This window comes from Promicromonospora sp. AC04 (assembly GCF_003058225.1).
Classification (GTDB): Bacteria; Actinomycetota; Actinomycetes; order Actinomycetales; family Cellulomonadaceae; genus Promicromonospora.
This window is the reverse complement of record NZ_QBUG01000002.1, coordinates 222,991-243,898: the sequence shown is the minus strand read 5'-3', so window position 1 is coordinate 243,898 and position 20,908 is coordinate 222,991. Positions and strand designations below refer to the sequence as shown.

General features: G+C 70.9%; 17 protein-coding genes. 9 read left to right on the top strand and 8 right to left on the bottom strand.

Annotated features, from left to right (window positions below; genetic code table 11):
• Positions 1-3: 3 nt before the first annotated feature.
• On the bottom strand, positions 4-2,715 hold the full coding sequence (locus C8K30_RS06640; RefSeq protein WP_158280948.1) for an AAA family ATPase: 2,712 nt from the start codon (positions 2,713-2,715) through the stop codon (positions 4-6).
• A 157-nt stretch (positions 2,716-2,872) separates the two neighbouring features.
• Here C8K30_RS06640 and C8K30_RS06635 point away from each other — a divergent pair, with 157 nt between their 5' ends.
• The 4 genes from C8K30_RS06635 to C8K30_RS06620 are packed head-to-tail and all read left to right on the top strand — an operon-like array spanning position 2,873 to position 7,687.
• Positions 2,873-3,622 carry an SDR family oxidoreductase gene (locus C8K30_RS06635; RefSeq protein WP_108492559.1) on the top strand — a complete coding sequence of 250 codons (750 nt, stop codon included), beginning with the start codon at positions 2,873-2,875 and terminating at the stop codon, positions 3,620-3,622.
• Between the two features lie 59 nt (positions 3,623-3,681).
• Positions 3,682-4,590, top strand: a complete 909-nt coding sequence (locus C8K30_RS06630) for an SDR family oxidoreductase (RefSeq protein WP_108492111.1) — start codon at positions 3,682-3,684, stop codon at positions 4,588-4,590.
• Between the two features lie 15 nt (positions 4,591-4,605).
• Positions 4,606-6,069 (top strand): aldehyde dehydrogenase family protein, encoded by a 1,464-nt coding sequence (locus tag C8K30_RS06625; protein ID WP_108492110.1) that lies wholly within the window; start codon positions 4,606-4,608, stop codon positions 6,067-6,069.
• A gap of 1 nt (position 6,070) precedes the next feature.
• Positions 6,071-7,687: an FUSC family protein gene (locus C8K30_RS06620; protein WP_108492109.1), complete on the top strand. Its 1,617-nt coding sequence runs from the start codon at positions 6,071-6,073 to the stop codon at positions 7,685-7,687.
• Between the two features lie 407 nt (positions 7,688-8,094).
• Here the strand turns inward: C8K30_RS06620 and C8K30_RS06610 are convergent, their stop codons facing one another.
• From C8K30_RS06610 to C8K30_RS06595, 4 genes are all read right to left on the bottom strand, one after another.
• Complete coding sequence (locus tag C8K30_RS06610) at positions 8,095-8,577, bottom strand: helix-turn-helix domain-containing protein (protein ID WP_108492107.1); 483 nt, start codon at positions 8,575-8,577, stop codon at positions 8,095-8,097.
• Positions 8,578-8,581: 4 nt separating this feature from the next.
• Positions 8,582-10,300, bottom strand: coding sequence for a SulP family inorganic anion transporter (locus C8K30_RS06605; RefSeq protein ID WP_108492106.1), 1,719 nt, complete (start codon positions 10,298-10,300; stop codon positions 8,582-8,584).
• Complete coding sequence (locus C8K30_RS06600; RefSeq protein ID WP_108492105.1) at positions 10,297-10,785, bottom strand: helix-turn-helix transcriptional regulator; 489 nt, start codon at positions 10,783-10,785, stop codon at positions 10,297-10,299. Before C8K30_RS06600 ends, C8K30_RS06605 begins: the two co-directional genes overlap by 4 nt.
• A 76-nt stretch (positions 10,786-10,861) precedes the next feature.
• Positions 10,862-11,746, bottom strand: coding sequence for a universal stress protein (locus C8K30_RS06595; RefSeq protein WP_108492104.1), 885 nt, complete (start codon positions 11,744-11,746; stop codon positions 10,862-10,864).
• 267 nt (positions 11,747-12,013) lie between these two features.
• Here C8K30_RS06595 and adhP point away from each other — a divergent pair, with 267 nt between their 5' ends.
• The 5 genes from adhP (at position 12,014) to C8K30_RS06570 (ending at position 18,932) form a co-directional block, all read left to right on the top strand.
• Complete coding sequence (gene adhP / locus C8K30_RS06590) at positions 12,014-13,024, top strand: alcohol dehydrogenase AdhP (RefSeq protein ID WP_108492103.1); 1,011 nt, start codon at positions 12,014-12,016, stop codon at positions 13,022-13,024.
• Positions 13,025-13,215: 191 nt separating this feature from the next.
• The gene (locus tag C8K30_RS06585; protein ID WP_108492102.1) at positions 13,216-13,743 is read left to right on the top strand and encodes a flavodoxin family protein; all 528 of its coding nucleotides are present in this window, start codon (positions 13,216-13,218) and stop codon (positions 13,741-13,743) included.
• A 23-nt stretch (positions 13,744-13,766) separates the two neighbouring features.
• On the top strand, positions 13,767-14,549 hold the full coding sequence (locus C8K30_RS06580) for an HAD family phosphatase (RefSeq protein WP_108492101.1): 783 nt from the start codon (positions 13,767-13,769) through the stop codon (positions 14,547-14,549).
• On the top strand, positions 14,524-16,929 hold the full coding sequence (locus C8K30_RS06575; protein WP_108492100.1) for a glycoside hydrolase family 65 protein: 2,406 nt from the start codon (positions 14,524-14,526) through the stop codon (positions 16,927-16,929). Before C8K30_RS06580 ends, C8K30_RS06575 begins: the two co-directional genes overlap by 26 nt.
• Before the next feature lie 17 nt (positions 16,930-16,946).
• On the top strand, positions 16,947-18,932 hold the full coding sequence (locus C8K30_RS06570) for a heavy metal translocating P-type ATPase (protein ID WP_108492099.1): 1,986 nt from the start codon (positions 16,947-16,949) through the stop codon (positions 18,930-18,932).
• 21 nt (positions 18,933-18,953) lie between these two features.
• On the opposite strand, the gene C8K30_RS06565 is transcribed toward C8K30_RS06570, so the two are convergent.
• The 3 genes from C8K30_RS06565 to C8K30_RS06555 form a co-directional block, all read right to left on the bottom strand.
• The gene (locus C8K30_RS06565; protein WP_146197371.1) at positions 18,954-19,409 is read right to left on the bottom strand and encodes a GyrI-like domain-containing protein; all 456 of its coding nucleotides are present in this window, start codon (positions 19,407-19,409) and stop codon (positions 18,954-18,956) included.
• A 68-nt stretch (positions 19,410-19,477) separates the two neighbouring features.
• The gene (locus C8K30_RS06560) at positions 19,478-19,747 is read right to left on the bottom strand and encodes an SHOCT domain-containing protein (RefSeq protein WP_108492097.1); all 270 of its coding nucleotides are present in this window, start codon (positions 19,745-19,747) and stop codon (positions 19,478-19,480) included.
• Between the two features lie 33 nt (positions 19,748-19,780).
• On the bottom strand, positions 19,781-20,662 hold the full coding sequence (locus tag C8K30_RS06555) for a universal stress protein (RefSeq protein ID WP_108492096.1): 882 nt from the start codon (positions 20,660-20,662) through the stop codon (positions 19,781-19,783).
• Positions 20,663-20,908: the final 246 nt, after the last annotated feature.

The following is a 20,908-nucleotide window of genomic DNA, read 5'->3' as shown; positions in this document are numbered from 1 at the left end:
TGCTCAGGTCAGGTCGAACGACCGCAGCTCGCGTCGCGAGGTGATGTCGAGCTTCCGGAAGATCGTGCGCAGATGTGCGTCTACGGTTCGTCGGCTGATGAAGAGTGCGGCAGCGACCTCGTTCGAGGTGGCACCTTCGGCGACGCGCGTGGCGATCAGGAGTTCTCGGCCGCTCAGTGCGCTGACCATGCTCGATGTCGCGGGGCGGGCTGACCCACCGGCTGCCTGTAGCTCGCGTGCTGCGTGGCCGGCGAATCCCATGGCACCCGCCGCGGCGAAGACCTCGTGGGCCGAATCGAGGTGCTCGCGCGCTTCCCGGGGCCGACGGTGTCGGCGAAGCCATTCACCATAGGCGAGGTGCGATCGGGCGAGTTCCAGCCGCGCGACGGATCCGCTGAGAGAGTCGATCGATTCCTGGTGGTAGGTTTCGGCGGTTTCTTGCTCCCCGGCGAGCAACGCGAGGAGTCGGTTCTCGGTGCCGCTGCCCCAGGGTGTCGGATGCGCGGCCACTCGTTCGTGAAGGCGCTGCATCGGGGCGGCCGCGAGGTCGTTCCTGCCGAGTCGGGCTGCTGCTTCGATGTACTCCACGGGGTTGAAGGCGTAGTACCCGATCTCGTCGCGCTCCTGAGTGGGAGCCGTCGCGGCGAGCGCACGTTCCCACTTCCCGAGGCCGTTGTAGAGAATGCCCTGGGCGAGTTCGAGGCTGGTGAGTGAGCCTCCCTCGCCGTTCGCCACGGCGCGTGGATACTCGGTGTCGATCATGGCCTGGAGGGCTGTCTCGTCGCCTCGCCAGGCGTGCAGCAGGCAGTCGACGTAGGTGATTCCAGGGGCTCCGATCGCCTCGGAGATCGCATAGGCCTCGGCGATGCGGGCGTCCGCGGTGCGGAGGTCACCGGTGTGGACGTCCGTGAGTGCCAGGAGGTTGAGCCCGTTCGGGAGGACGGTCACCGCGCCGGTCTCGCGTGCGACGTCGACGTGGCGTCGGGCGAGGGTTCGCCAGGAGGCCTCGTCCCAGAGGTCCTCGGCGATCATCGCTCCGATCCACCACCATTGGCCGAGGCGTTCGTCGTGCACGGGTGCGGCGACAAGTTCCTCGACCGTGTGTCGCATGGCGCGTTCCGCGTCGGCGGGTGGGCGCGTGGCCTGTGCGGTGTACGCGTCGATGATCAGGTGACGAGGGTCGTCGTCAGCTGGTTCGACTCTACGGCGGGCGGCTGCATGGGCGACTTCGAGGAGGGGGTCGTCGCCGGCCAGACGCCGTCCCCACAGTGCTGCTAGAAAGGCTGCGAGGTAGGCGTCGGTTGCGGTCCCCGGGTCCAGGCGCTCGGCGACGTCGAGGAGCATCCGCAGGGCCTTGTTGCCCTGCCGTGTGTACAGGGTGATCCGTGCTCGGATCAGTCGTGCCTCGTTTGTCTGGGCCGTGTCCAGTGGGCCGCTCTCGGCCCGGTCGAGCATGACGTGTGCGCCCTCGATGTCCCCGGCGCGTTGCAGCGTGTCCGCAGCAGCCAGGCGCCGTCGGGCCCGGGTGGTGTCCTCGGTGCTGAGAGCGGCCGCCCGTCTCAGGAAGGTGCCGGCCGCGGCTAGACCGCCTCGCGAGGCTGCCCGGGAGGCGGCACCCTCGAGGTCGGCGGCAAGGTCGTCGTCCAGGCCGAGGCTGGCCTGTGCCCGGTGCCAGATCTGCCGGTCCAGGTCCCGTTCGGCGTCGGTGACGGCGGCGAGCACACGATGCACCGTGCGGCGGTCTTCTGGTGTGGCTCCCTCGTACACAGCGGCCCGGGCAAGGGGGTGGCGCAGCACCACGTGGGACCCCACCGTGAGCATCCCCGTGCCCTCGGCGCGGGCCACTTCGGCCGGTCCGACGTCGAGGCGGGGCAGCGCCGCCCAGAAGAGCTGGGGGTCGCCGAGTGGCTCGGCCGCGGCGACGAGCAGCGGTAGCCGCGTCGCCCGGTCGAGAGCGGCGAGGCGCTGGGAGAAGGACTTCTGCACCGTGTCCCGCGCCGTCAGGACGAGGTACGCCGGCACGGCGCTCGGATCGTGCCGCATCTGGGGGAGCTCCAGCAGCGCCAGGGGATTGCCTCGTGCCTCCGCGAGGATCCGTTGCTCGACGCGCGGGTCCAGAGGTGCTGTGCGACGCGAGCGCAGGAGCGCGCGCGACTCGGCCTCGCTCAGGGGCGTGACGGGCATGGTCGGGATCGGGTCGAGGGGCCCCGGCTCGGGGCGGTCGCGTGTGGAGAGCAGAAGGACGACCGGCTCGTCCGCGAGCCTGCGCCCCACGAACCCGAGGACGCGCGCGGAGGCGTCGTCGAGCCAGTGCGCGTCGTCGACCAGGCAGACCACCGGCCGTCCCTCGCCGGCCGAGGTGAGCAGGTTGAGCGTCGCGAGGCTGACGAGGTAGAGATCGGCCTGTGTCTCAGGGCGCAGGCCGAAGGCGGTCTCCAGGGCGTCGCGCTGCGGGCCAGGCAGGGACTCGAGCAGGCCGAGCACCGGACGGCACAGCTGGTGCAACGCGGCGAAGGCGAACTCGGCCTCGAACTCGATGCCACGAGTTCGCAGGGTGAGTGAGCCCGGGAGGGTCACCGCCTCGAGGAGGGCACTCTTGCCGACCCCGGCGTCACCATGCAGCACGAGTGCCGCACCCGCACCCCCGGCCGCCTGGTCGAGGAGGGCTTGTAGAGCGCGGACCTGACGTTCGCGGCCGATCAACGGGGCTGTCACGGGTCGGCCTTGCATAGGGCATGTTAACGCCGCTCGTTAGGCGTCCAGTGCCTAGTACCCGGGCGAACCTTTTAGGCAACGGGTGCCGATGCCTGAGCGGGACGCCGCACACGAGATTGAACCGGTCAGCACGAACCGTTCGATCAAGGAGCTCACCATGACCAGCACCACCCCCTCCGGCGCCCAGCGCGTCGCGATCGTCACCGGCGGGTCCCGGGGCATCGGCCGCGAGAGCGCGGAGCGGCTCGCCGCAGACGGGTTCGCCGTCGCGATCGTCTACGCGGGCAACAAGACCGAGGCCGACGCCGTCGTCGAGGGGATCACCGCCACGGGCGGTCACGCCATCTCGATCCAGGCTGACGTCGCCGACGAGATCGCCACCCAGTCGGCGTTCGACCAGGTTGACACGACCTTCGGCGGCGTCGATGTCGTGGTGCACGCCGCGGGCATCATGCGCCTCGCTCCGTTCGTCGACGCCGCGCTCGAGGACATCGACCTCATGCACCGCGTCAACGTGCGCGGCACGTTCGTGGTCGACCAGCAGGCCGCTCGCCGGATCCGACCGGGCGGCGCGATCATCAACTTCGCCAGCTCCGTGGTCAACCTGTCGCTGCCGACCTACGCCGGCTACGCCGCGACCAAGGGCGCGGTCGAGGCCATCACCCTGATCCTCGCCCGGGAGCTGCGCGGCCGGGACATCACGGTCAACGCGGTCTCGCCCGGGCCGACGGCCACGGCACTGTTCCTGGACGGCAAGGACGAGGCGACCATCGCGCGCATGGCCGCCCAGCCGCCCCTGGAGCGCCTCGGTGTCCCGGCCGACATCGCCGAGGTCGTGGCGTTCCTCGCCGGACCCGCCCGCTGGATCAACGGCCAGGTCATCCGAGTCAACGGCGGCATCGTCTGATTTCGGGCAGTCCTGTCACCCCAACCAACACCTCTGATCAACTCACCCAGGAGCACATCATGAGCAAGGTCATCATCATCAGCGGCGCGTCCAGCGGGTTCGGGGCGCTCTCCGCCCGCGCCCTGGCCGACGCAGGGCACGTCGTCTACGCCGGCATGCGTGGCGCGTCCGGGCGCAACGCCGCACAGGTCGAGGCGGCTCGTCAGTACTCGGCCGACAACTCCGTCGACCTGCGCGCCGTCGAGCTCGACATCTCCTCGCAGGAGTCGTGCGACGCCGCGATCGCCACCGTCCTGGCCGAGGCAGACCGCCTGGACGTCGTGGTGCACAACGCCGGGCACATGGTCACCGGACCGACCGAGGCGTTCAGCACCGACGAGATCGCCGCCGTGTACGACACCAACGTTCTGGGCACCCAGCGCCTCAACCGCGCCGCGCTCCCGATCCTGCGCGCCCAGGGCGAAGGGCTGCTCCTGTGGGTCGGCAGCACCAGCACGCGCGGCGGCACCCCGCCCTACCTCGCACCGTACTTCGCGGCCAAGGCCGCGATGGACTCCCTCGCGGTCAGCTACGCGGCCGAGGTGGCGCGGTTCGGCATCGAGAGCACCATCGTGGTTCCCGGCTCGTTCACCCACGGCACCAACCACTTCGCGAACAGCGGCCGCCCCGCCGACTCCGCCACCGTCGCCGCCTACGACGCCCACTACCCGAACCTGATGGAACAGGTCAGCCTCCGTCTGGCCGAACTCGCACCGCCGGACGCCGACGTCGCGGACGTCGCCACCGCAATCGTCGACGTGGTCGGCACCACCCACGGCAAGCGTCCCTTCCGGGTCCACATCGACCCGGCCGACGACGGCGCCGCGGTCGTCAGCGCGGTCGCCGACCGCATCCGCACCGAGTTCCTGACCCGCATCGGCCTGGCCGACGTGCTCCACCCCAGCGCTCCCGTCCCCGCCCAGGCCTGATCCCAAGGAGCACCCATGACCATCACCGAGACCCCGCCACAGTTCCACGGCAACCTCGTCGGCGGACGGGAAGTCCCCGCCGTCTCCGGCCGGACGACCGACGACCTCGACCCACGTACAGGGCAGACCTACCTCCGTGTCCCGGCCTGTGACGTCGGCGACGTCACACGCGCGGTCGACGCCGCCGACGCGGCGTTCGCCGGGTGGGCAGCCACGGCGCCCTCTGCTCGCCGCGCCCTGCTCAACCACGCCGCGGATCTCCTCGAATCCCGGCTCGAGGAGTTCACGACAGCGATGCTCGCGGAGACCGCCGGGACACGTTCCTGGGCCGCGTTCAACGTCTCGATGTCGGCCGAGCTGATCCGCCAGGCCGCGACCATGGCCACGGCACCCACCGGTTCGCTCCTGGCGACGGACGTCCCTGGCCAGTGGTCCCTCGCTGTACGCGAGCCCGCCGGACCGGTCGCGGCCTTCGTCCCCTGGAACGGGCCACTCATCCTGTGCGCCCGAGCCGTCGCCGTAGCCCTCGCCACCGGAAACCCCGTCGTCATCCGGCCGAGCGAGGACGCCCCCGTCACCTCCGGGCTCTTCCTCGCCCAGGTGCTCGCCGACGCCGGACTGCCCGACGGCGTGGTCAACACCGTGACCAATGACCGCGCCGACGCACCCGGCGTGGTGCAGGCCCTGGTTGCCGACCCAAGGATCCGCCGCGTCAACTTCACCGGATCCACCAACGTGGGACGCATCGTCGGAGCGGCAGCCGGCCAACACCTCAAGCCCGCGATCCTGGAGCTCGGCGGCAAGAATCCGATCCTCGTCCTGGCCGACGCCGACCTCGACCACGCCGCCAACGGCGTGACCACGGCGAAGTTCATGAACTCCGGCCAGATCTGCATGTGCGTGGACCGCGTCATCGTCCACCAGGACATCGCCGACGACTTCACCACGCGCTTCGTCGAGCAGGTGCGAGCACTCGGACAGGGCGACCCGGACTCACCCACCACCACCGTCGGGCCGCTCATCAACGCCCGCGCCGCCGAGCGCGTCGCAGGCCTTGTCGCCGACGCCGTCGCGAAGGGCGCACGCGTCCTCGTCGGCGGCGGCACGCCCGACGGAGCGTTCTACCCCGCCACCGTCCTCACCGGCATCACGCCCGAGATGCGGATCTACGGGGAGGAGGTGTTCGGCCCCGTCGCCACGATCTTCACCGTGCCTGACGACGAGGCCGCACTCACCCTGGCCAACGACACCGACTACGGCCTGAGCTCGGCCGTGTACACCGAGAACGCCACCCGGGGACTGGCGATCGCCAGACGGCTACGACACGGAGCGGTGCACATCAACAACCACTCCGTGTCCGACGAGCCACAAGCCCCGGTCGGCGGCGTCAAGGACTCCGGCTACGGCCACTTCGGCTCCCAGTGGGGAGCCGACTTCTTCACCGAGACCCGCTGGGTCACGATCGCGGACCGCAGCTGACATGCACGGCGTACACCCCGGGCGCCTGACAAGCCTGCGTCCCGACCCGGCCGACTATCCGGTCGCGATCGTCGCGGTCGTGTGCACAGCGACACCCGTGATCGTCGCGACGCTCGTCGGCGACATCGGCTCGGGACTGACCGCAAGCCTCGGGGCGTTCGCCGCCATGTACGGCGCCGGGCGGCGAGCGCTGGGAACGCTCGCCGCCTCGGCGTCCGCCGCGGCACTCCTGGCACTCGGAGTCACACTCGGCGCGGCAAGCGCCGGACACTCCTGGATCTCCATCATCGTGGTCGCTGCCTTCGCCGCGACCGTCACGCTCTTCTTCGAAGTCAGCCAGTTCGGCGCTCCCGGACCCCAGCTCATCGTCCTGGCCTGCGCAGCCGGCACCGGCCTCCCGCCGAGCAATGCCATCGGCCACGGGCTCCTCGTCCTCGCCACCGGTGTGCTGAGCAGCCTGCTCGTCACAGCCCTCGCGGTCTGGCGCGCCCGCACCGCACGCTCGGCAACACCGGCCGACCCTCCGTGGTGGCCGCCGACCCCCGCCGCGCTGCTCCTGGCCACCCGAACCTCGGCGGGCGTACTCGTCGCGGGCCTCCTTGCCACAGCCAGCGGGCTGGCCCACCCCTATTGGGCGATGGTGGCTGCCGCGGGTGTGCTGGGCCAAGGCAGCTATGCGGCGGTCACCGACCGACGCGCCCTGCAACGCGTCGGCGGTGCGGTCGCCGGAATCCTCCTGGCCGCGGTCGTGCTCTCGTTCGACGTGCCGACCACGCTGGTCGGCATCGCACTCGGCATGCTGCAGGGCCTTGTCGTGCTGGTCGTCGCCCGCAACTACGCGGTCGCCGTCGTGGTCATCACCGCCTACGCGTTCCTCTTGAGCGACAGCGCCGAGCCCGCTTCCGGTATCGGCGCACTCGCGCTTGCCTGGATCGGGCAGACCATCATCGGCGCGGTGGCGGCCGTGGTCGTCGCGCGAGCGGTGTGGCCGGGACTCATCGAACGGATCGTGAGGTCCGCAGCGGACGACGTACGCCAGTCCGCCACCCTGTTCGACACGGGCACGACACCGAACCGGCGCGACATGCGCAGGGTGCGGCAACGACTGGCGTACCTCGACCGCGTCGTGGAGCGCGCCGGCGGCGAACGCCGCGGCGTTCAGCTCACGATTGCTCGGCTCGCCCCACTCATCGCAGCAGCACGAGCCACAGGCGTAGTCGCGCTCCACGGCGACCAGGCCGCTCAGCCCGGGGCAGACGCCCTGGCAGCCCACGAAAGGAACACAGTGTCGAACCACACTCTCCCCGCCCCGATCGAGCAGTTCATCAGTTCCACGAACGCCGCGGACCCCGCAGCGTTTCTCGAAGCCTTCGCACCCGACGCCACGCTCGAGGACTGGGGGCGCGTCTTCCACGGGCGTGACGGCATCGCGCGTTGGAACAGCACCGACAACATCGGCGTGCAGGCACACTTCGATCTCGTCAACGTCCGCTCCGGCTCCGCACCAAGCACCTGGATCGTGACTCTGGCCGTCTCGGGCAACGGCTACAACGGCACCGGCCCCATGACCTTCGTGCTCGACGGCGACCGCATCTCAAGCCTGGTGATCTCTGGCTGATCCCAACACGGCAGAGGCCGGACCCGGCGAGGTCGCATTGTGGACCGGCGAGTTCGCGACGGATGCCGACGACGTCGCAATCGCCGACCTCTCGATCGGGAGGTCCTACGCCACGTATGACCAGCCGGCCTCTGCTGCCGGCATCTTCGGATCGGGCTGGTCGAGTGACCTGGGTGGGGTGCTCGCTGGGATGGCGGGGCACTCGAGCCCCTCCCGCGCGCATGACGAACCTACGACCATGCCCGGAACGTGGCAGGCGTGACCGGCCCGGTTGGCGTCGCGAAAATCGGGAACAGAACTCCCCCTTCGAGGAACACGATCGGGGTGTCAGGCGCGATCCGGGCCAGGTCGCGGCGGGTGCGTGTCTGGTGGCGTCAGACCGGTGAACGGACTGGCTGCGGCCAGGTTCAGGCTTTCGGGTTGTGCCGTGTGCGGTGCTCGGCGGCGAGCAAGATCCGTGAGGGGTAGGTGTCCAATGCGGCGGCGATCCGTCGCAGGGTGCCTGGTGGGACGTCGAGGTCACCGGTTTCGTATCTTGCGATCGCGTCCGTGGGCTCGCCGGTGAGGTCGGCCAGCTGCTTGTGGGTCATGTTCCGTGCCGCACGCTGCGCGCCGATCTCCTGTGCGAGCGCGCGGCGCATGGCCTGGCTGTCGACTTCTGGCGGGTCGGCCACCGTGGCGGCGATGCTGGCGAGCTCCGCGGAGACCCGCTCGGGTGAGTCGGTCGTCAGGGCAGCCAGGGCCAGAACGATGTCCACCCCGAGGGGTCTCTCGTCGGTGAGCTGGTCCAGGACATAGTCGATCGACCGGCCCATGCGGTCGGCGACCTGCTGGGCGGTGATGCCGTGCCGTGCCAGGTACTCACGGGCGGCGAAGGCGAGGTCTGGCACGTCGTCAGCGTCGTCCGTCGAGCTGTGCGATGTCGGTGCCCTGTGCGGCGCGGTGAACGTGGGATCGGGCGTGGGTGACGGCGTCGTCCAGCGTGTTGAACAGGTGGCTCTCGTGGCGTAGCTCGTCCAGCATGCCGACGGTGGTCATGAGCCTGAGGTGCTGGGGCTGTACGCCTTTGGCGAGGACGGTGATGCCTCGCTGTTCGAGTGCGGTGACGAGCTCGGCGAGGGCTCGTGCTCCGGTGGCGTCGACCATGCCGAGCTGGGACAGGCGCAGGATGACGACCAGGACGTTCTCGCGTACCGAGGTGTCGGTGACCTCGCCGAGGATCCGGTCGGACGCCCCGAAGAACATCGCGCCGTCGAGCCGGAAGAGTGCGATCCGTTCGTCGCCCTCGTGGGCGAGGCCGGGCAGCGGCTCGCGGTGCACGGACGAGGCGCGGGCCAGGCGCCGCAAAGCGAAGAATGCCGCCACGACGAGCCCGATCTGGACTGCCTCGATCAGGTCGAACGCGACGGTGATGACAGCCGTGACGACGAAGGTCGCGGCGTCGGACCGGGTGGAGCGCAGCACGGCGCGGATGGTTCCGGCGCCGATCATGCGGAACGAGGTGACCATGAGGACACCTGCCAGTGCGGCCAGCGGGATGCGGCCGACGGGTCCGGTGGCGAGGTAGATCACGGCGAGGATCACCAGTGCGTGCACGACGGCGGCCAGGCGTGTGCGGGCTCCGGAGCGCACGTTGACCGCGGTGCGCGCGATGGCGCCGGTGGCGGGCATGCCGCCGAACAGGCCGGACGCGACGGAGGCGAGGCCCTGCCCGACGAGCTCTCGGTCCGGTTGGTAGACCGAGCCGCCGGGCGCTATGGAAGCGGCGACTCGCGCGGACAGCAGGGACTCGATGGCGGCCAGCGCCGCGATCGCCACGGCAGCGCCGAGCAGGTCTCCCACCGCCGTCGCGCTGAGACCGGGCAGGACCGGGACGGGGAGGGCGTCGGGCAGGGTCCCTATGGTGGTGACCGATGCGCCGGTGGCCTGAGTGAGCACGGTGGCGGCCACGACGGCAACCAGGGAGGCGGGGATCGCGGCGTGCAGGTGGGGCAGTACGAGCATGAGCGCGGCGACCAGCGTCACGATGGCGAGCGACCAGAGTGAGGCCGCATCCAGGGCAAGGGTGTCGAGGGCACCGGCCGCGTCGGTGATGGCGCGTACCGCGGTCAGCAGGGTGTTGCCACCGGCGGCCGCTTCCTGCCCGACGGCGGCGGGGACCTGCTGCAGGAAGATGATCGCGGCGATCCCGAGGGTGAATCCCTCGACCACCGGCCACGGGATGAACGTGACCGCCCGACCCAGCCGTAGCACCCCGGCCAACAGGACGATCAGCCCGCCGAGCAGGGTGACCAGGGCGACCGAGGCAATTCCGTGCTCGGCGACGATCGGCGCGAGGATGACGGCCATGGCGCCGGTCGGCCCGGAGACCTGGAACCGGGAGCCGCCGAACACCGCCGCGACGACCCCAGCGACGACCGCGGTCACCAGGCCGGCGGCCGGGCCGACGCCGGAGCTGACGCCGAACGCGAGCGCGAGCGGCAGCGCGACGATGCCTACGGTCAGCCCGGCGAGCAGGTCGGCCCCGATTGTTCGCGGTCGAAGGTCGTAGTCGTCCCGCCGGGGGAGCAGGTCACGCACATCGAGCCGGGCGAGCGCATCGCGGACGGTCATCGCTCCGCCGTCTCGGTCGGGGCCGTCTCGGTCGGGGCCGTCTCGGTCGGAGCCGTCTCGATCGAGCCCGTTTCGATCGGTGCTGTCTCGGTGAGGGCCACCTCCAGGACTGCCCGGGCGCTCGCCCCGGGCAGGGCGGGCAGGCGGCGTGCGGCGGCGAGTCGGCCGTCGTCGGCGGCGAAGCCGGCCAGGCGCCGCAACAGGAACGCGCGCGCGACCACGAGCAGCTCCGCGACGAGCGGTTCGGTGAGCCGGTACTGCACGGCGTTGCCCGAGCGGGTGGACTCGACGACGCCCGCACGCTTGAGGACGGCGAGGTGCTGGGAGAGCGCAGACGGTTCGGTACCGGTCACGTCAAGCAGCCGCGATACCGGCGCGGTCAGCTCCAGGTCGGCGGCGAGCACCTCGAGCACCTGGATGCGCACCGGATGAGCCAGGCTCTTGAAGAGCTCCGCCTTGATCGCGTAGAGGGGCTGCGTGTCCACCGAATGACTTTAGCAGTTGCTGAAACCATAGTGCGGCGGCCCGCATACGCCGCGTGAGGACTGCCATCAGGTGCCGTCAGTTCTTGAGGATGGTCCCGGAACGTTCGACCACGAGCGGCGCCGGCATCAGCACCCCGGTCAAGGGGACCACCTCGACGGGAGTGTCCGAGGAACCGAGGACCGCCCGCGGTACGGGACCGAGGCGGACCAGGTGCCGGAGGTCCCGGTGGTGCCGGGCTGTCAGCAGGACATCGGCGTCGGCCGCGGCGTCGACCAGGGCACGCGCCGGCGGCCCGTGCACGAACGACGTCTCCACAGCGACGTCCGGGAAGACGGCAGCCCAGTCGCGCACGAGTACCTCCAGCATCCGGCCCTCGGACGTGCGCAGGTCGCCGGGGTGCGCGTCCGCCCGGACCGGGCCGGCGGGTTCCGGCGCGTCGCACACGTGCACCACCCGCAGGGCGGCGTGCCGTGTGGATGCCGCGGCGAACGCGCTTGCCAGCAGCTCCCCGGCGTTCGCGCACGACTTGACCCCGACGACGATGCGGCCGTGGCTCGTGGAACGCCAGTCGGCGGGCACGACCACGATGGACGCCGGTGTACGTGCGGCCACCTCGGTGGTCACGGTTCCGACGGCGGGGCGCCCGGCGATCCGCGGCGACGAGCGGCCGAGTACGAGGAGGTCGCCGGCGACGGTCGACTGGACGAGCTCGTCCGCTCGCGGGCCCCGGCCGAACTTCCAGTCGAACTCGACGTCCGGCGCGGCGACGCATGCCTCCGTCATCTCCGTGTCCATGATCTCGTGACCGGTGCCCCCATCGTCGTCCAGGACATGGAACATCCGCACCCCGGTTCCCCGGGCGCGGGCCTCATCGATGGCGAACCGAAGCGCTCCAGTACCACGTCCGCTTCCGTCGACGGCGACGACGACGGACGGAAGGCGGGTCTGCGTGATGCTCATGACGAGCTGTCCTCTCTCGTGTCGTTTCCTTCGAGACTGCCGCTAGCGGCCGGCGGGCGGCAGGGGCGAGGGTCACGGATCGACGGGACCTTTGGCCGCTGTCAGATCCGCTGGGAAGGATCTGGCCGAGTGATGCGCCGCGGGACGTTTACCGCCGGCATCTGGGACCTTCGGCCCATGCATCGCGACAGCCAGAGGAATGATGTTAAGACGGTCACCGCTTCTCGCGGATGGCTACCCGAGCATCACCTTCCGAAGGGAGCTGTCATGAGAGCCGCAGTCGTCACCGACTTCGCCGCCCCGCTGCAGGTCAAGGACGTGCCCGTGCCCGAGCCCGGGCCCGGTGAGGTACTGGTCCGGATCGAGACCAGCGGGCTGTGCCACACCGACATCCACGCAGCTCACGGTGACTGGCCGGTCAAGCCCACTCCGCCGTTCATCCCCGGGCACGAGGGCGTCGGCCGCATCGAGAGGCTGGGCAACGGGGTCACCGCCCGCGCCGTCGGCGACCGCGTCGCCATCGCCTGGCTCGGCAGCGCGTGCGGCGAGTGCCGCTACTGCATTGCCGGCTGGGAGACCCTGTGCGAGAAGCAGCAGAACTCCGGCTACTCCGTCAACGGAGCGTTCGCCGAGTACGCCGTCGTGCGGGCAGGGTTCGCCGTACCGGTCCCCGACGGAGTGACCTCGCTCGACGCCGCGCCCCTGAGCTGCGCGGGTGTCACCACCTACAAGGCCATCAAGGTCGCGCGCGTGGCGCCCGCGGAGACCGTGGCGGTGTTCGGCATCGGTGGGCTCGGCCACCTCGCGCTGCAGTACGCCCGGATCGCCGGCGCGTTCGTCATCGCCGTCGACGTCGAGGACCACAAGCTCGAGCTGGCCACCCGGCTCGGCGCCGACCACGTCGTCAACGCCTCCCGCGAGGACCCGGCCGAGGCCATCCAGCGGCTCGGTGGCGCGGACGTCGCCGTGGCGCTCGCCGCGTCGTCGGCCTCGTTCGACCAAGCATTTCGCTCGCTGCGGCGCGGCGGCCGGCTGGTCTGCGTCGCGCTGCCCGCCGACGGCACGATCCAGCTGCCGATCTTCGACACGGTGCTCAAGGGCATCTCGGTGATCGGGTCCATCGTCGGCACCCGTAACGACCTTGCCGACGTCTTCGCCCTCCACGCGGCGGGCCGCACCGAGGTCGTCGCCGTCGAGCGCAAGCTCGCCGAGGTCAATGAGTCCATCGCCGATGTCCTGGCCGGGCGGGTACCAGCCCGCATCGTCTTCGGGATGTGACCGCCGCGGGAGCCGCGGACGCTCGTCTTGGCTGCCCTCGGCCGCCTACCGCGGCCAGCAGTCCCCGGTCCTGGTGGCGAGGTGCGCCCGGGACAGGGGCCAAACGTCCCGCGGGACCGGGCCGGACGGCCCTGACGTCCGGCAGGTCCGGCGAGGAACGTGGGACCCGACAGCCAAGGGAGGTAACCGCGATGCGTGCACTTGTGGTCTACGAGTCCATGTTCGGCAATACCGAGGCGATCGCGCGGGCGATCGGGGAGGGGATCGAGGTGTCGATGCATGCCGACGCCGTCGAGGTGGGCCAGGCGCCCGATACCGTGCCCGCCGACGTCACACTGCTGGTGGTCGGCGGGCCGACGCATGCCTTCAGCATGTCCCGGCCGTCGACCCGGCGTGACGCCGCCCAGCGGGCGTCGGACGTCATCTCACGCGACCGCGGTATCCGGGAGTGGCTCGAAGGCCTTCCGGGTGTGATGACCGAGGCGGAGGCAACGACGTTCGACACCCGGGCGAGGTCGCGCGTCACGGGCTCGGCAGCGCGTGCGGCGAGCCGTCGGCTGGACCGGTTGGGATACCCCCTCGTCGCCGCTCCCGTCAGCTTCCGGGTCACCGACGTCACCGGCCCCCTCGTCGCGGGCGAGCTCGACCGCGCACGCGAATGGGGCAGGGCCCTGGGTGCCGAGGTCGCGGCGAGACGGCCCAGCAGAAGAATCTCCTGACCGTGGCGGAAGGAGAAGACGGCATGCCGACGGGCCGTGCCACGCTCGACCTTGGCGCCATCGATGCCGTGGTGCTCGACACGGATGGCGTCATCACGGACACCGCCCGCACCCACGCGGCCGCCTGGAAGCGTGCGTTCGACGAGCTCCTGCGGGAGCAGGGTCGTCGCGACAGCGTCAGGCTGCCGCCGTTCGACGTCGAAGCCGACTACGTGCGGTTCGTCGACGGCCGGTCACGAGAGGACGGCGCCCGTGCCTTTCTCGACTCGCGCGGGATCGTGCTTCCGCGACAGGGCCGCAACGGTACCGAGGCCCTTGAGTCCTTGCTCGATCGGAAGACCCGGTACTTCCTCGACGAAGTCCGCGCGCACGGGGTGCAGGCGTTCCCGTCCACCGTCGCCCTGCTGCACGAGCTGAGACGTCACCGGACCGGCATCGCTGCGGTGTCGGCGAGCCGCAACTGCGGGCCGGTGCTGCGCGCCGCCGGCGTGGACGACCTCGTGGACGCACGCGTGGACGGTCTCGACTCACAGCGGCTCGGGCTCGCTGGCAAGCCCGACCCCGCGCTGTTCCTGGAGGCCGCGCAGCGCCTCGGAGTGCCGCCCGGTCGATGCGCGTTGATCGAGGACGCCCTGGTCGGCATCGAGGCCGGCCACAGGGGCGGCTTCGGGACGGTGATCGGTGTGGACCGGCACGGTCGGATCCGGCAGGACATGATGGGCAGGGGGGCGCATGTCGTGGTCCGCGACCTGGCCGACCTGACCGTGATCGGGAGCCATGATGGAACACGTCACCCTGTCGTATGAGGGCTTCGACCCGGAGTCCGAAGGCCTGAGGGAGGCGTTGTGCACCCTGGGCAACGGCTACGTCGCGACCCGTGGCGCCGCGCCGGAGTCGCAGGCCGACGGCGTGCACTACCCGGGCACCTACTTCGCCGGCTGCTACGACCGGCTGACGTCCACGGTGGCCGGCCACGAGGTCGAGAACGAGGATCTGGTCAACGGCCCGAACTGGCTGCCGCTCACGTTCCGTACGCCGGGGCAGGCGTGGCTGACCCTCACCGGGGGGCGCGTCCTGGAGCACCGGCAGGACCTCGACACGCGGCGAGGGGTGCTGACGCGGCGTACCCGGTTCCGCGACCCGATCGGCCGGGTGGTCGCCGTCACCCAGCGGCGGTTGGTGTCGATGCACGACCCGCACGTGTCCGCACTGGAGACGACGTTCGTCGCGGAGAACTGGTCGGGCCGGCTGGAGGTCCGCGCGAGCCTCGACGGCCGGGTGACCAACGCAGGCGTGGCGCGGTACCGCGATCTCGACGGGCGGCACCTGGTTCCCGTCACCGAGGGATATGACAAGGAAGAGCAGGTCGCCTGGCTGCAGGTTCGCACCGCCACGTCGCAGATCCGGATCGCGCAGGCGGCGATGGTGGTGGTCGTGGACCCGCCGGGGCCGGTGACCACAGTCTTCGAGCACTCCGCCGGGGAGTCAGCGCTGCGGATGTGGCCGGACCTGGTCGAGGGTGTACCCCTGACGATCGAGAAACGCGTCGCGATGTACACGTCGCAGGATCGTGCGATCTCCGAGCCCCTAGACGCAGCGCGTGCGCATGCGGCTCGTATCCCGCCCTTCAAGGAGCTCCTGGCGGACCACGTCCGCGCGTGGGAGCAGCTGTGGCGGTCGTGCCGCGTGGTCGTTCCCGGGGAACCGCAGCGGGCGCTGGACCTGTACGTGTTCCATCTGCTGCAGGTCCTGTCCGAGCACACGGAGCAGCTCGACGTCGGTATGCCGGCGCGCGGGCTGCACGGGGAGGCCTACCGGGGGCATGTGTTCTGGGACGAGTTGTTCGTGTTCCCGTTCCTGCTGCTGCGCCTGCCCCGGCTCGCCCGCTCGCTGCTGATGTACCGGTGGCGGCGCCTGCCGCAGGCGCGCCGGGCGGCGTCCGACGCCGGTTACCGGGGTGCCATGTATCCCTGGCAGAGCGGGAGCGACGGCCGGGACGAGACGCCGCGGACGCATCTCAACCCGGCCTCGGGCCGGTGGCTCGAGGATCACTCGGACCTCCAGCGGCACGTGGGGATCGCGGTCGCGCACAACGTCTGGCAGTACTACCAGGCCACCGGCGACCTCGCGTTCATGCACGGCCACGGCATCGAGATGCTCGTGGAGATCGCCCGGTTCTGGTGCAGCCTCGTGACGTACGACGCCGCGGCGGACCGGTACGACATCCGCGGTGTGGTCGGGCCCGACGAGTATCACGACCGCTACCCGGGCGCCGACCGCCCGGGGATCGACAACAACGCGTACACGAACGTCATGATCACCTGCGTGCTGCGGTACGCCCTGGACGCCCTCGACGTGCTGCCCGCTCCGGAACGGAGCGTCCTGCGCTCGCAGCTCCAGCTCGAGGCGCACGAGACGGAGCTGTTCGACCACGTCAGCCGGCGGATGCGGGTCGTGTTCCACGGCGACGGCGTGATCAGCCAGTTCGAGGGCTACGACCGGCTCGCGGACCTGGACTGGCCGACCTACCGGTCACGCTACGGAAATATCCGCCGCCTCGACCGGATCCTCGAGGCGGAGGACGACTCGGTGGACCGCTACCAGGCGTCCAAGCAGGCGGACGTGCTGATGCTGGTGTACCTCCTCGGTGAGAACGGCATGCTCGAGACGATTGCATCGCTCGGCTACGGCTTCGACCGTGCCGCCCTGGATCGCACCGTGGACTACTACCTGGCCCGCACCAGCCACGGATCGACCCTGAGCGCGGTCGTGCACGCCTGGGTGCTCGCGAGCCGCGACCGCGGCGCCTCGTGGCGGTTCTTCCGCGAAGCGCTCGACAGCGACATCGCCGACGTCCAGGGTGGAACGACTGCCGAAGGAGTGCACCTCGGCGCGATGGCCGGGGCCGTCGACCTGGTCCAGCGGTGCTACACCGGGCTGGACCTCACCGCCGGGGTGCTCCGGCTGGAACCCCGGCTGCCCGACGAGCTCGATGCCCTGGAGCTTCGCCTCCGCTACCGGGACCACTGGGGGGTCACGGTGCGCTGCACTCACGACCATGTCCGGATCAGCACGGCCCGGGCGCGGCAGCTGCCGATCACCGTCGCCGTCGACGGCCAGGAGCGCGCGCTGGCCTCGGGGGAGACCTGGACGGTCAGCTTGAGCACACCCGACGAGCGCACGTGAGCAAGGAGGCCTGAGTCATGCGGTCCTTCCGGGTGCTGTGGCGGTATCCAGAGATCACGACCACGGTCGTCCTCCTCGCGACGGTGCTCGTCCTGCACACCGTGAGCGAGTACACGGTGGGACGGTGGGTCGCGATCGCGTACGTCGGGGTGTTCGTCGGGTGGACGCTCGTCGGGATGGTGCGCGACGTGCTTCGCGGACATGTCGGGCTCGACGTCCTCGCGGTGGTGGCCATGGTCGCGACGCTCGCGGTCGAGGAGTACATCGCGTCCCTGATCATCGTGCTGATGCTCTCGGGCGGCAGAGCGCTCGAGGACTTCGCGGCCAGGCGCGCGAAGCGTGACCTGACGGCGCTGCTCGATCGCTCACCCCGTGTCGCGCACGTCCTGCGGCATCTGGCCGCCCCCGGGACCGACGAGGTCCATGACACCGTGGTCGACGACGTCGTGGTCGACGATGTCGTGGTCGGGGACGTGCTGCTCGTGCGCCCCGGCGAGATCGTGCCGGTCGACGGCGTCCTGCTCAGTGAGGGTGCCACGTTCGACGAGTCCTCGCTGACCGGCGAGAGCCTTCCGGTGACTCGCAAGGCCGGTGAGGAGGCGTCGTCGGGCGCTGTGAACGGGACACGGGCGGTGCGGATGCGGGCGGTCCGCCGCAGCGCGGACAGCCAGTACCAGCAGATCGTCGCGCTCGTCCGGGCCGCCGAGGACTCACGGGCGCCGGTCGTGCGGCTCGCCGACCGGTTCGCCGTCCCGTTCACGGCCGTCTCGCTCGTGCTGGCGGGCACGGCGTGGACGATCTCCGGGGACCCGACACGCTTCGCCGAGGTGCTGGTGCTGGCGACCCCGTGCCCGCTCCTCATCGCGGCTCCCGTCGCCTTCCTCGGCGGGCTCTCGCGGTCCGCCAGGAGCGGGGTGATCATCAAGGGCGGCACCGTCATCGAGCAGCTCGCACGCCTGCGGTCCGCCGCCTTCGACAAGACGGGAACGCTGACGCAGGGCCGGCCGGACCTCGTCGCCGTCCGACCGGCCGGTGGATTCGCCGCCGACGAGCTGCTGCTGCTCGCGGCCTCGGCCGAGCAGTACTCGTCCCACGTGTTCGCCGACAGCATCCGCCGCGCGGCGGCCGAGCGTGGTCTCGACCTCCTGGCAGCCGACGAGGCCGTCGAGGTTGCGACGAACGGCGTGACAGCAGTCCTGGAGGGGCGGAGCGTCGTCGTCGGCAAGCCGGACTACGTCGCCTCCGTCGCGGCGGAAACGACCCGAGCGGCCCTTGGCTCCGGCCAGGCCGCGGCCTACGTCGCGGTCGACGGGCGGTTCGCGGGGGTCCTCGTCCTCGCCGACGATCCCCGGCCCGAGTCGTCCGCCGTCGTCTCCTGGCTCCGGGCGCAGGGCATCGAGCACGTCACGATGCTCACCGGAGACGCCCGGCCGACGGCGGAGTCGATCGCCCGACAGGTTGGGATAGACGACGTGCGGGCCGAGCTGCTCCCGCCCGAGAAGGTGCGGCTCGCCGCCGAGCTGCGTCCCCGGCCGGTGATGATGGTCGGCGACGGCGTGAACGACGCCCCGGTGCTGGCGGCGGCCGACGTCGGAGTCGCCATGGGCGCGAAGGGAGCGACCGCTGCTGGGGACGCCGCCGGCGTCGTCCTCCTTGTCGACTCGCTCGGCAAGGTCGTGGATGCCGTCTCGATCGGTCGGCACACGCTTCGCGTAGCGCTCACCGCGATCTGGATCGGCATCGGGCTGAGTATCGGCCTCATGCTCGTCGCCATGACCGGAGCGATCCCGGCGGTCGCCGGTGCTCTGGTGCAGGAGCTCGTCGACCTCGCGACGATCCTTTACGCGCTCCGAGCGCTCGGGGGCCCGCCCAGCGGGCTCGCCACCGACGGACACTCCCGTGCACGTCGAGAATGGTTGCCGTCAGGCGCGCGCGAGGCCGGGGCGAAGGTCGGCCGTTCCGGCGGACTGCTCGAGAGTTCCGGAGAGGATCCTGAAGGCTGACGTAAGCAGCCCTCTCCGGGCTCAGCCCACCGGGTACACGATGCGTGTCTGCCAGTGGCCGGGATCCGCTCCGCTCTCAGGACCGACGAGGTACTCCTCCCACATCACCGTCGGCTGCGTCATCCCGTTCTCCTCGAACCAGTCCGTGAGCTCCTCGTAGGTGTTCGACATGTCCTCGTACGACCCCTGGTGGATCACCTCCACCGTCGCGCCCCCAGGCAGCATCGCGGCGACGACGTCGTCCGACGGTGCGGCCCCCGGCGGGACCGGGAACCCGGCCGTCACGTCGAACGTCCCCTCGGTCATGCCCTCGTAGAGGGCTACGGGCGGTCCTGCCGGGTCCAAACCCCGCGCTGCGAGGGCCTCGCCGGCTGCCGCCATGGCGCGGGGGAAGAACTCCTTGAGCTCTTCCATCCGCACCGATTCGTGCAGGCCCACGATCTCCTGCGCTGTCCGCTCACCTCGAACGATCTCCACGCCGTCCACCTCTTGTCGATGTCTGGATGTCAGACCGGTGCCAGCAGGCGCATCTCGGCCACACGGGTTCAGCCTCCGCCCCGTCGCGGCTCCGTCGCGTTCAGGACGTTCAGCCGCTGGGTGTACTCGTTCTCGTCGATCTCACCACGGGCGTAGCGCTGGGACAGCACCTGGCGTGCGGACGGTCCCGCGCCCGCCGATGCGCTCGGCTGGTCGGAGCCCTTGAGATAGTGGGCGAGCAGCAGGACACCGACGACGATCAGGCCCAGGAGCAGCAGCCCGCCGACAAGCATGAACAGGGTGCCCCACAGGCCCATGCCGTAGTTTCCGTACATCATCGTTCTCTCCTCGAGCTCGGGTCGGTTCCCCGGTCAGGCGACCGGATGACGATGTGCGTGGACGACCAGGACCGGGCACTGCGCACCGCGCACCACGGCGTCGGGCACGCTGCGCAGCAGACGCCCGGTGACCGCCGGGTGGCTCCGCCCGCCGACGACCAGGAGGTCGTTCCGGTTCAGGCCGAAAAGCAGGGTGACGACCGGGTCCCCGCGGCGGATCACCACCGTGTAGGTGACCCGCGGGTACTTGTCCGACCACCGGGCCAGCCGATCGGCCAGGTCGATCGCCGCGGCCTCCTGCCACGACGCCGCCACAGGGTCCATGTCGAGCAGGGCCGACGAGATCGGGTCGGTTCCCGTCACGTGCAGCACCTCGATCGGGCACCCGCGCGCGTCCGCCTCCGCGAACGCCGTTCCCAGGACGTCCGGTTCGTCGATGGGCCCCACTCCCACCCTGATCCTTCGGGGTTCGTCGGTCGCTGCGCCGGCCGGCACCACCGCGACCGTGCCGGGCGCGGCCGCCGCCAGCGCCGAGGAGGTGGACCCGAGCAGTGCGCGGTCGAACGCGCCCAGCTCGCGGCGCCCCACCACGACGAGGTCGTCATTGGTCGACAGCTCGGAAAGGACGCGGGCGGCGTTCCCCGGCAGGACGAGCGTCTCGACGTCTCTGCCTCCCGGACGCCATCTGCCCAGCCGTTCGCGCGCGACCCGGGCCGCGTGGCGCGCCTGTTCGTGTGCGTCCTCGATGAGGCTGCTGGCGCCCGGGCCGGCCTCGGGCGGCACGGGGTGCGCGGCGACCACCGCCAGACGGGCTCCGTGCACATCGGCGGTGAGGGTCGCCCAGCTCAGCGCCGCCAGGCTCTCGTCCGAGCCGTCGACGCCGACGACAACGCTCCGGTACCAGGTGTTGTTCATGATCGTCCTCCTCTGCCGACCACCAGGACACCAGGCGGCCGGACCTGCCTGGCAGAGGCCGGCGGCCCTGACGTGCGGGACCAAGGTCCCCTTGAACGGGTAGGTCGGCGGGGGCGGGTCGAACGCCCTCAGGTCCTCCGTGGAGGACCTTCGTCAGAGCACGAGGGACCTTCGCCACTGCTTCGCACCGGGTCCGCGGAGTGGAATCGAAACCGTCAGTGCTCCACCCGGACGCCGGCCCCGGGC